This is a genomic window from Streptacidiphilus albus JL83, assembly GCF_000744705.1.
Lineage (GTDB): Bacteria > Actinomycetota > Actinomycetes > Streptomycetales > Streptomycetaceae > Streptacidiphilus > Streptacidiphilus albus.
The window spans coordinates 4,942,830-4,953,966 of record NZ_JQML01000001.1; the positions used below are offsets into that span (position 1 = coordinate 4,942,830).

Annotated in this window: 10 protein-coding genes; 8 read left to right on the forward strand and 2 right to left on the reverse strand. The window is 71.9% G+C overall.

The genetic code is table 11. The features are described from left to right. Positions 1 to 381: 381 nt before the first annotated feature. Positions 382 to 1,491: a LacI family DNA-binding transcriptional regulator gene (locus BS75_RS21460; protein WP_034089418.1), complete on the reverse strand. Its 1,110-nt coding sequence runs from the start codon at positions 1,489 to 1,491 to the stop codon at positions 382 to 384. 279 nt (positions 1,492 to 1,770) lie between these two features. Here BS75_RS21460 and hisC point away from each other — a divergent pair, with 279 nt between their 5' ends. The 8 genes from hisC (at position 1,771) to BS75_RS44595 (ending at position 10,220) form a co-directional block, all read left to right on the forward strand. Then, a complete protein-coding gene (gene hisC / locus BS75_RS21465) occupies positions 1,771 to 2,895 on the forward strand; it encodes a histidinol-phosphate transaminase (protein ID WP_042437765.1) in 1,125 nt (374 codons plus the stop codon). 213 nt (positions 2,896 to 3,108) lie between these two features. Next, a complete protein-coding gene (locus BS75_RS51545) occupies positions 3,109 to 4,491 on the forward strand; it encodes an efflux RND transporter periplasmic adaptor subunit (RefSeq protein ID WP_042437763.1) in 1,383 nt (460 codons plus the stop codon). Next, positions 4,491 to 5,330 carry an ABC transporter ATP-binding protein gene (locus BS75_RS21475; RefSeq protein WP_042437760.1) on the forward strand — a complete coding sequence of 280 codons (840 nt, stop codon included), beginning with the start codon at positions 4,491 to 4,493 and terminating at the stop codon, positions 5,328 to 5,330. The genes BS75_RS51545 and BS75_RS21475 overlap by 1 nt, the downstream gene beginning before the upstream one ends. Continuing rightward, a complete protein-coding gene (locus BS75_RS21480) occupies positions 5,327 to 6,538 on the forward strand; it encodes an ABC transporter permease (RefSeq protein WP_034089420.1) in 1,212 nt (403 codons plus the stop codon). The genes BS75_RS21475 and BS75_RS21480 overlap by 4 nt, the downstream gene beginning before the upstream one ends. Next, on the forward strand, positions 6,531 to 7,349 hold the full coding sequence (locus BS75_RS21485) for a hypothetical protein (RefSeq protein ID WP_052069589.1): 819 nt from the start codon (positions 6,531 to 6,533) through the stop codon (positions 7,347 to 7,349). The genes BS75_RS21480 and BS75_RS21485 overlap by 8 nt, the downstream gene beginning before the upstream one ends. A gap of 230 nt (positions 7,350 to 7,579) precedes the next feature. After that, positions 7,580 to 8,800: an efflux RND transporter periplasmic adaptor subunit gene (locus BS75_RS21490; RefSeq protein ID WP_034089421.1), complete on the forward strand. Its 1,221-nt coding sequence runs from the start codon at positions 7,580 to 7,582 to the stop codon at positions 8,798 to 8,800. A gap of 125 nt (positions 8,801 to 8,925) precedes the next feature. Then, complete coding sequence (locus BS75_RS21495) at positions 8,926 to 9,756, forward strand: ABC transporter ATP-binding protein (RefSeq protein WP_231607852.1); 831 nt, start codon at positions 8,926 to 8,928, stop codon at positions 9,754 to 9,756. Beyond that, the gene (locus BS75_RS44595; RefSeq protein ID WP_052069590.1) at positions 9,753 to 10,220 is read left to right on the forward strand and encodes a hypothetical protein; all 468 of its coding nucleotides are present in this window, start codon (positions 9,753 to 9,755) and stop codon (positions 10,218 to 10,220) included. Before BS75_RS21495 ends, BS75_RS44595 begins: the two co-directional genes overlap by 4 nt. Before the next feature lie 85 nt (positions 10,221 to 10,305). On the opposite strand, the gene BS75_RS21505 is transcribed toward BS75_RS44595, so the two are convergent. Then, positions 10,306 to 10,905 carry a hypothetical protein gene (locus BS75_RS21505; RefSeq protein ID WP_063771480.1) on the reverse strand — a complete coding sequence of 200 codons (600 nt, stop codon included), beginning with the start codon at positions 10,903 to 10,905 and terminating at the stop codon, positions 10,306 to 10,308. Positions 10,906 to 11,137: the final 232 nt, after the last annotated feature.

Genomic DNA, 11,137 nt, shown 5'->3' on the forward strand with positions numbered 1-11,137 from the left:
GGACTCTCCCGTGTAGGACTCCGGCGGGTAGGACTCCGGCAGGTATGGCTCCGCCGCGAACGGTTCGGGGGCATACGGCTCGGTCTCGGTCCCGGGCCGCTGGGGCGGGGCGAAAAAGTCGTACGACCCTGAACCGTCGCCCTGGGCCGCCGGCCCGGCGGAGCTTTCAGGCGTACGGGCGCCTGGGTCCGGCTGCTCAGGCCGGGCGAAGGGGTCCACCGGTGTCATTCGCCCATCATAGGAAGCCGCAGTTCGCGCTGTACGCACCTGGGCGGGATCAATACCCCCGGGGCGGCCGAAAAAGAGTGTCGATGACACCCGTTTGCGGGTCTTTATCCGGTTAACGTCATGGGCCCACACGTCCATCCACGGCCCCTGGTCTCATGTTTCGCCGGGTGGTCGGGGGGCGTTGATGGTGATCCGGTTCGGTCGGCGCTGGGAGGACTGCCGGACGATCAGCTCGGTGGGCATCATCTGTCCGGAGGGGAACTCGTGCGGCAGGTTGGCGCCCTCGATGGCATCGATGAGCAGGTTCACCACCGTGGTTCCGATCCGCTGGGGTTTGAGCGAGAGGGTGGTGACCGGCGGTTCGGTGGTCGCGTAGACGTCGCTCTCGCTGCAGCAGACGAGCAGCAGGTCCTCCGGCACGCGCAGCCCGTAGCGGCGGGCCGCGGCGAGCAGGTCGGTACCGTTGGGGTCGAAGAGGCCGTAGACGGCGTCCGGACGGTCCGGACGGGCGAGCAGCCGGTCGGCGGCCACCGCTCCCGCCGAGGGGTCGTGCGCCGGGTACGCCTCGTACAGCGGTTCCTGGTGGACCCGGCGGCACCAGCCGAGGTAGGCCTCGGTGCTGAGCCGGGTGTAGGTGTCGGTGCTGGTGCCGGTGAGCAGGCCGATGCGGCGGGCCCCGGCCTCGGTGAGGTGTTCCAGGATGTCCAGCACGGCACTGCCGTGGTCGTTGTCGACCCAGGCGGTGACCGGGCAGTTGCCCGGACGGCCGTCGCTCACCACGGGCAGGCCCTGCCGGTAGAGCTCGGCGACCATCGGATCGTGGTCGGAGGGGTCGATCACGACAGTGCCGTCGAGCGCGACGTTGCTCCAGACGTCGTGCCGGGAGGCGGCGGGCAGCACCACCAGGGCGTAGCCGCGGTTGAGCGCCGCCGAGGTGGCGGCCCGGGCCATCTCGGCGAAGTAGGCGAATTCGGTGAAGGTGAAGGGCTCCTGGCCGTAGGTGGTAACGGTCAGGCCGATCAGGCCGGAGCGTCCGGTGCGGAGGGTGCGGGCGGCGGCGGAGGGACGGTACCCGAGCCTTTCCGCGACCTCGCGGACCTTGCTGCGGGTCTCGTCCGGGAGGCGGCCCTTGCCGTTGAGGGCGTCGGAGACGGTGGTGATGGACACCCCCGCCGCGGCGGCGACGTCCCTGATCCCGGCGCGTTCCAGCCGCCGGGCGCCGGTCGGGCGTCGGCCGCTCTGGTTGGCTGCTGCTGCTGTCATGTCGCACCGATGGTAGGGCGCGCCAGCGGCGCTTGGGGATGGTCTGGGTGGGTTGGCGGAAGATACGTTTCTCCATGAGCATTTGTGCTCTTTGTGCCTACTAGCGTGACCATTTGGGCCCACCTGCCTGCGTTTCGTCCATGGGCTGCCGAAGGCGCCGAGGAAGCATCTGCGAGGTGTCACCGGCACATGTCACTCTCACGGGTGAGATATCGCCGATCGGCTCGTATGGTGATCTCGACTGGACGCTGTGCAGGTACGACGTGGAGGACGACCGCGGTGAGTGACAAGGACCAGCAGTACGGACAGCAGGGGCCGAAGCTCCGCGACACCCTGAGCGGGGTTCCCGCCTATGTGCCGGGCAAGCCGGCCCGGGGGACCGCCGACGGGCGCGCCGCCTTCAAGCTGTCCTCCAACGAGAACCCCTACCCGCCGCTGCCGGGTGTGGTGGAGGCCGCGGTGGCCGCGGCCGGCTCCCTCAACCGCTACCCCGACATGGGCAGCAGCGGGCTGATCGCCGAGCTCGCGCAGCGCTTCGGCGTCCCCGAGGAGCACATCGCCACCGGCACCGGCTCGGTCGGCGTCGCGCAGTCGCTGATCCAGATCACGGCCGGACCGGGTGACGAGGTGGTCTACGCCTGGCGCTCCTTCGAGGCCTACCCGATCATCGTCCAGATCAACGGGGCGACCTCGGTCCAGGTCCCGCTCCGCGCCGACGAGACCCACGACCTGGACGCCATGCTGGCCGCCGTCACCGAGCGGACCAGGCTGATCATCGTCTGCAACCCCAACAACCCCACCGGGGCGGTCGTCCGCCGGGGCGAGTTGGAACGCTTCCTGGACGCGGTGCCGGCCGATGTCCTGGTGGTGCTGGACGAGGCCTACGGCGAGTTCGTCCGCAACGGCGTCGGCGACGCGGCGGACGAGGTGCCGGACGGCATCGAGCTCTACCGGGACCGTCCCAATGTCTGCGTGCTGCGCACCTTCTCCAAGGCCTACGGCCTGGCCGGGCTGCGGGTCGGCTTCGCCGTCGCGCACGAGCCGGTCGCCCGGGCCCTGCGGCAGACCGCGGTGCCCTTCGGCGTCAGCCAGCTCGCACAGGACGCGGCGGTCGCCTCGCTGCGGGCCGAACCGGAGCTGCTGGAGCGGGTCCAGGCGCTGGTCGAGGAGCGCGGCCGGGTCGTCACCGCCCTCACCGAGCAGGGTTGGACGCTGCCCGAGGCGCAGGCGAACTTCGTCTGGCTCCGGCTGGGCGAGCGGACCATGGACTTCGCGGCGGCCTGCGCCGAGGCGGGGGTCGCGGTGCGGCCGTTCGCCGGCGAGGGCGTCCGGATCACCATCGGCGAGTCGGAGGGCAACGACCTCTTCCTGCAGACGGCGGAGCGGTTCCGCAAGGAGCTCTGAGGCCAAGGGGCTCCGAGGCTGGCGGAGCTGCGAGTTAGCGGGAGGCTGTCGGGACCATAAGGGGTTCCTGGCAGCGATCGGACCCCGGGGGCGGGACAAGCGTCGACTGATGGGTGTTCCGCCCCTTCTGTGCCCCTGGTGCGCGCGCGGATTGCCAGCTGATCCACAGGTTCGCCTCAGCCCCTGGACTGACGGTGCGGCCAGGCTCCGGGCATGAAGGCGCTTCCGCGACGGCGCAGGGCCGTCCTGTTGAACTCCCTGCTCGCCCTGGGACTGCTGGCGGGTGTGGGCGCCGCCTACGCAGCCGTCGGCCCCGGCGGTTCCGGCACCAAGTCCACCGCGAGCACCACGACCGCGACCGTGCAGCGGGGGACGGTGCTCGCCACCGTCTCCGGTTCCGGCTCCCTCATCTCCCCCTCGGACGCGGGCGACAGCTTCGTCACTGGGGGCACGGTCACTGCGGTCCGTGTCCAGGCTGGGGACAAGGTCACCAAGGGGGAGGTGCTGGCCGAGGTCGATCCGACGACCGCGGACGCGACCCTCGCCCAGGCGCAGGCGGCGCTGGTCTCCGCACAGGCCACGCTGGCCTCGGCCGAGGCCGGCACCACCACCACGGTCAGCAGCGGCGGTTCGACCGGCGGCAGCGGCGGGTCCACCGGCGCCGGCGCGGGTTCGGGCTCTGCCGCAGGTTCGACCGGCAAGGCCGCCGCCGCGACGACCGCGACCGCGACCGCCGCAGCCACGACCACCACCACGACCACCGTCAGCGCCAGCGCCGTCGCCGCCGCGAAGGCTCAGGTCACCCAGGACCAGGCGGCCGTCACCGCCGCGCAGTCGGCGGTCGCCGGCACCGTCCTCTACGCCGGCACCGCCGGCACGGTCGCCTCCGTCTCCAACAAGGTCGGCGACACCGTCTCCGGCAGCAGTTCGGGAAGCGGCGGCAGTTCGAGCGGCGGCAGCAGCGCGGGCAGTGGCAGTTCCTCCTCCTCCGACTCCAGTACGCCCACCGGCTTCGTGGTGATCACCAATCCGACCGGGATGGAGGTCCAGGCGGACTTCTCCGAGACCGACGCGCTGAAGCTGGTGCAGGGCCAGGGCGCCTCGGTCACCCTGAACGCGAACAACGCCACCCTCGACGCCAAGGTGGTCTCCGTCAGTTCGCTCCCGGTGAGCAGCAGTTCCACCGGCAGTTCCAGCAGTGCGGTCGAGTACGAGGCGACGCTGGCGATCACCAGTGACACCAGCGCGCTGCGCACCGGCCTGAGCGCCACTGTCTCGGTCGACACCGGGGTCGCCGAGAACGCCCTCTACCTGCCGACGGCGGCCGTCAACGGCACCGGTACGACCAGGACGGTCACCGTGGTCGAGGCGAACGGAAGCACCCAGACCCAGAGCGTGACGGTCGGGATCGAGGGAACCAGCGGCATCCAGATCGTCAGCGGACTGACGCTGGGCCAGAAGGTCCAGGAGACCACCGTCTCCACCTCCACCTCGTCCGGCGGCGGGTTCGGCGGCAGCGGCTTCCCGGGCGGTTCGGCCGGTGGCGGCAGCCGTGGCGGCGGGGGCGGCTTCGGCGGCGCGGGCGGTGGCAACTGATGCCGGCGCTGCCGCCGCCGGTGATCACGGTCCGCCGGCTGGTCAAGTCCTACGGCGAGGGTGAGGCGGCGGTCCACGCGCTGCGCGGGCCGACGGACGCCGAGGGCCGGGCGCTGGGCGTCGACCTGACCGTCCAGGTCGGGGACTTCGTGGCGATCATGGGTAGTTCCGGTTCGGGCAAGTCGACGCTGATGAACATCCTGGGCTGCCTGGACGTCCCGACCTCTGGTCGGTACCTGTTGGACGGGATCGATGTCGGTGGTCTGGACGAGCACCAGTTGTCGTTGGTGCGGAACCGCAAGATCGGGTTCATCTTCCAGTCGTTCAACCTGGTGCCGCGGACCACGGCGATCGCCCAGGTCGAGCTTCCGCTCGCCTATGAGGGGGTGAAGGCCGGGGAGCGGCGGCGGCGGGCGCTGGCGGCGCTGACCCTGGTCGGCCTGGCCGACCGGGCGGACCACCGTCCCAACGAGCTCTCGGGTGGCCAGCAGCAGCGCGTCGCTGTGGCCCGCGCGCTGGTCACCGCTCCGGCGATGCTGCTGGCGGACGAGCCGACCGGCAACCTGGACAGCCGCTCCACCGACGACGTGCTGGCGATCGTCGACCGGTTGAACGCCTCCGGCCGCACGGTCGTGCTGATCACCCACGAGGACGAGGTCGCCCGGCACGCCAAGCGGATCGTCCGGCTGGTCGACGGTCGGATCCACGAGGACGTGCGCCAGGGACCGCCGGTGGGTCCGCCGCCGGCGCTGCTGGACCCGGTCGGCTTCGCGGCGGCCTCGCTGCACATCCAGAACCGGGCGGCCGTCGCGCTGCCGCCGCTGGGGAGTGGGCGGTGAACCCGTTCCAGACCCTGCGCTTCGCCTTCGGCGGCCTGGCCGCCAACAAGGTCCGCTCGGTGCTGACCATGCTGGGGGTGCTGATCGGCGTCGCGGCGGTGATCCTGCTGCTCGCGGTCGGCAACGGCTCCTCCGCCGCGGTGAAGGCGTCGATCTCCTCGCTCGGCGCCAATGCGCTGATCGTCACCTCCGGCACCGGCAACAGCGCGGCCTCCACCGCGACCAGCACCGAGCCGCTCTCCGTGGCCGATGCCAAGGCCCTGTCCGACACCACCCTGGCCCCGGACATCAAGGGCATCGCGCCCGAGGTCAGCACCTCGGGAACGGCGGTCCACGACGGCATCTCGCACAGTGTCAGTTCGGTGATCGGGACCTATCCGGCCTACTTCGAGGCCACCAACAGCAAGATCGCCCAGGGCGGCTACTTCACCGACGACGATGTGCTGAACGACCGCAAGGTCGCCGTGATCGGCTCCACCACCGCGACCGACCTGTTCGGCACGGTCAGCCCGGTGGGGAAGACGATCACCATCGGCAGCACCCCGTTCACCGTGGTCGGCGAACTGGCGACCAAGGGCAGCACCGGGCTGACCTCCGCCGACGATGTGGTGGTCGCACCGCTGACGACCATCCAGAACGGCTTCACGGGCTTCGGCCCGCTGAACCAGATCGTGGTCGAGGCCACCTCCTCGTCCCGGATCACGGCGGTGACCCAGGAGATCAGCACCATTCTGATGAACCAGCACGGCATCACCAGCGCCTCCGCCGCCGACTTCCAGATCAGCAGCGCCACCAGCCTGTTGAGCACCCAGGCGTCGACGACCAGGACGTTCACCGTGCTGCTGGGCGCGGTGGCGGCGATCTCGCTGCTGGTCGGCGGGATCGGGATCACCAACATCATGCTGGTGACGGTGACCGAGCGGACCCGGGAGATCGGCATCCGCAAGGCCATCGGCGCGCCCAAGGGCGTCATCCTGGGCCAGTTCCTGGCTGAGGCGATCCTGCTGTCGATGCTCGGGGCCGGGCTCGGCGTACTGGTCGCGCTCTTCGGCACGCACTTCACCATCGACGGCATCAAGCCCGTCGTCATGCCCTCCTCGGTGTACGGGGCGTTCGGCGTCGCCGTGGCCATCGGCCTGTTCTTCGGCAGTTATCCGGCCAACCGGGCGGCGAGCCTGCGCCCGATCGAGGCGCTGCGCCATGAGTGACGACCACGACGAGGGCACGGACAGGAAGAGGCAGACGGTGACCGACCACCAGGAGAGCGACGTCGAGGCGACGACGCGGCTGCCCGTGCTCCGCGCGAGCGGTCCGACCGTGCCGGAGCGCAGCGACCGTGACGGCCACGGAGACCGCGAGGGCCACGGCGACCGGGAGGGCCACGGAGACCGCGAGGGCCACGGCGACCTCGACGCCTTCGATCCGGAGGCGATCCTGGCCGAGCCGCCGGACGCGCTGGACATCGCGGCCGAGCTGGCCGCGCCGCCGCGCCGCAAGCTGCCGCTGCTGAGCCTGCTGCTGTTCGCCGGCATGGTGGCCGGCCTGGCCTTCGGCGGCGGGGCCTACTACCAGAAGCACTACGGCACGGCTGCCTCCGGCACCGCCGGTGGCTTCTCGGCGCGGTCCGGAGGCGGCTTCGGCGGCGGGACGGCGCGCTCCGGCGAGGGCGGGGCGCCCACCGGCGCCGAGGGCGGCGGCTTCGGCGGCGCGGCAGCAGGCGCGGGCGCGGGGTCGGGCGCGGGGTCGGGCGCGGGATCGGGCGCGGGATCGGCGGCAGGGGCGGGCGGCGCGGGCGCAACCAGTGCCACCACCGGTACGGTGAAGCTGGTCGACGGTACGACGGTCTACCTGACCACCTCCTCGGGAAGCGTGGTCAAGGTGACCACCGGAAGCTCCACCAGGATCACCAAGTCGACCGACGTCGGCACCAGCGCGCTGCTGCCCGGGCAGAGCGTCACCGTCGAGGGCACGGCCGACAGTTCCGGCGACCTCGCCGCCACCAGCGTCGCCGAGGGCTGACCGGGGACGCCCGGCCGCGGTCCGGGGCCTCCGCGCAGATGGCGGCGGACTCGCAAATCCCTGGGAGTTCGCTGGGATTCCGGAGGCCCCCGGACCCGCCCGGCACCGGCTGCGGCCTGCACGGACCGCTCGGGCCTCGGTCGATGGCGGCCCGGGCGGGCGGCCGCTCCCAGCGGGCTCCCAGAATCCTCCCAGGGCTTCGTCCGGGGAGCCGATCACGATGACTCGCTATGAAGGTGCTCCCCCAGCGGCGCAGGGCCGCTCTGCTGAACTCCGTTCTCGCCGTGCTCCTCGTGGCCGGGTCCGGAGCGGCCTACGCCGCTGTGAAGACCTCGTCGAGCACGCCCAAGACGACGACCGGCACCACCGACTACACCGTCGCCAAGGGCCTGGTGCTGGCGACCGTGACCGGCAGCGGGTCCCTGTACTCGCCCAGCGACGCCGGGGTGAACTTCACCACCGGCGGCACGCTGACCGAGGTCGACGTCCAGCCGGGCCAGAAGGTCACCAAGGGCGAGGTGCTGGCCAAGGTCGACCCCACCGCCGCCGATGCCACCCTGACGACCGACCAGGCCGCGCTGACCGCCGCGCAGGCCAACCTGAACCAGGTGGAGAACCCGACGGCGACCACCACCGACGGCGTCACCAGCACCCCGACCGTCAACGCCGACCAGTTGACCCAGGCCCAGTCCCAGGTCACCTCGGCACAGAACGCGGTCACCGCCGCCCAGGCCGCCGTGGCCGGAACAGTACTGACGGCGCCGATCTCCGGGGTCGTCAACTCGGTGGCCGGCAAGGTCGGTTCCAGCGTGTCCAGCGGCGGCAACTCCACCACCACCAGCGCGGGCACCGCGCCCACCGGCTTCGTGGTGATCACCAACCCGACCGGGATGGAGGTCGAGGCCGACTTCGCCGAGGCCGACGCGCTGAAGCTGGTCGCCGGGCAGTCCGCCACGGTCACTGTCACCGCCAGCGGCACCGAGGTCAACGCCAAGGTGCTGTCGGTCGGTTCGCTGCCGGTGAGCGGCTCCGGGGTGAGCTCCTCCGGCACCGTCGAGTACGCCGCGCTGCTCTCCATCACCAGCCCCACCAGTGGTCTGCGCACCGGTCTGAGCGCGACTGTTTCGGTTCTGACCGGCGAGGTGGACAATGCGCTGTACCTGCCGACCGCAGCGCTGACCGGGACCGGCACCACCCGGCTGGCGACCGTGGTCGGCGCGAACGGCAAGACCACGTCCCAGAGCGTCACCGTGGGTCTGGCCGGTGACACCGATGTGCAGATCGTCAGCGGGCTCACCGATGGGGAGAAGGTGCAGGTGACCGTGACCACGACTTCGGGCGGCTTCGGCGGCTTCGGTGGAAGGGCCGGTGGCGGCGGCTTCGGCGGCGGCGCCGGCGGCGGAAGGGCCGGTGGCGGCGGCGGATTCGGCGGAGGGGGTGGGCGGGGATGACCCCCCGGCTGCCGTCGCTGCGCCGAAGAGGCCCGACGGCACCGGGGGACCCGGGCGGCCCGCAGGATCCTGCGGCCGCCCCGGCCCCCGTGCCGCCCCCCGAACTGCCACCGCCTGTAGTACCGGTGGTGGAGTTACAGGCGGTGGTGAAGACCTACGGCATCGGGGATGCCGTGGTGCATGCCCTCAGCGGGCCGCTGGACCCGGGAACGGGCGCGGCGCTGGGGGTCGATCTCACGGTCGAGGCAGGTGACTTCGTGGCCGTGATGGGCAGTTCCGGTTCGGGCAAGTCGACCATGATGAACATCATCGGCTGTCTGGACGCCCCGACCTCGGGCCGCTACCTGCTGGACGGCACCGACGTCGGCTACCTGGACGAGCAGCAGCTGTCGCTGGTGCGGAACCGCAGGATCGGGTTCATCTTCCAGTCCTTCAACCTGGTGCCCCGGATGAACGCCTTCGACCAGGTCGCGCTCCCGCTGGCGTACGCGGGGGTGCGGGCGGAGCAGCGGCGGCTGCGGACGCTGGCGGCACTGAGCCTGGTGGGGATGCTGGACCGGGCCGAGCACCTGCCGAACGAGCTCTCCGGTGGCCAGCAGCAGCGGGTGGCGGTGGCCAGGGCGCTGGTGATGACCCCGGCGATGCTGCTGGCGGACGAGCCGACCGGCAACCTGGACAGCCGCAGCACCGACGAGCTGCTGATGATCATCGACCGGCTGAACGCCGCCCGCCGGACCGTGGTGATGATCACCCACGAGGACGAGGTCGCCCGGCACGCCAAGCGGATCGTCCGGCTGGTCGACGGCCGGATCGTCGCGGACGTCCGGCAGGCCCCGCTGGACGGGCTGCCGCCGTCGATGGCCGACCCGGACTTCGCCGAGCACTCGCTCCATGTGCGGCGCGAAGAGCCGGACCTGGCGGCCGGGCGGGTGCCGAGGCGGGAGGCGGAGCAGTGAGGTACCGCAGGCGACCGTGGACGACGCTGCTGCTGTGCGCGGGGATCGTCGCGGCGGTCGGCTTCACGGCGGGTGCGCTGACGGAGCACCGGCAGAGCCCGGACGGCAGCGGCGGCCGGTCCTTCTCCGCCACGGCCTTCGCCTCGGCCCGGGCGGCGGCGGGCGCCGGCGGCCTTTCCGGCGGCGCCGGCGGTGCGGCGGGCTCGGGCACCGGCACGGCTGCCGGTGGCGGCGCCACGACCGGCACGGTGCTGCTGGTGGACGGCGACACCATCTATCTGACCGAGTCCTCGGGCACCGTCGTCAAGGTCGTCACCGGGAAGTCCACCCCGGTGCTGGTGAACGGCGCGGGCACGGTCGCCGAGCTGAAGGTCGGCCGGTCGGTCACGGTCCGGGGGGTGCCGGACTCCTCGGGGGACCTGGCGGCGACCAGTGTCACCGAGACCGGCACCGGCACCGGCTGACAGGTCGCGCCGCCGAACGAGCAGGGGCGGTACCGGAAATCTCCGGTACCGCCCCTGCGGGTCGTGCTGCCGTGCCGTCGGGCCGTCAGGCGCTCGGCGAGGGTGAGGGGGCCCCGTTGCCGCCACGGGTCGGCAGCAGCGGCTTGCAGACCTTCAGGGCTGCCACGGTCTTCGCGTCGGTGCTCTTCAGCAGCGCGCCCAGGCCGGCGGCGTTGACGGTGACCCCGTTGTCCTTCATGCAGCTGGTGAAGGCCGCCAGCGCGGTGCCGCCGAGTCCCTTGCCGCCGCCGAAGCCGCCTCCCTTGGGCCGGAGCGAGGCGCAGGCCTGCATGGCCGCTGCCGTGCTCGGGTTGGCCGAAGCGCCGCCGTAGCCGCCGTAGCCACCACCGCCGTAGCCGCCGCCGTACCCGCCGCTGTGGCTGGGGCGGGGGGCGTTGGGGTTGTGGCTGAAGCTGCCGCTCGGGCGGCCCGAGGGCAGGGTCACGCCGTGCTGGCTGAGGCAGGTCCGGTAGGCGGCCATGCCGTTGCCGGCGGCCGAGCTGGCCGAGGCGCCGGCACTCGAGGCGGCGGTGGCGGTGGCGCTGGAGCTGGACGAGCAGGCCGTGAGCAGCATTGCTCCCGACGCGAGGAGGCCGGCTGCCGCGAGAGCCCGATGGGCCGTCGTCCTGCTGAGGCTGTTGATCATGACCGGTGGTTCCTCCGTACGGTTGCGGGTGGCTGGTGTGCCGTGGTGGTGGGTACGGGGAGCACACCACCACTAGAGGAAGACCCAACCGCACAGGGGTGGAGGACCCCTGACCGATGACTGCGGACTTCCTGTGAGTTGCTAGGTGCGTCATGTGGTGGAGGTGTTAATGACGCCCCGGTTCGGGCTTTATGTCCAAGTTGCTGGAAGTCCCCGGGCGCTCGCACTCCCA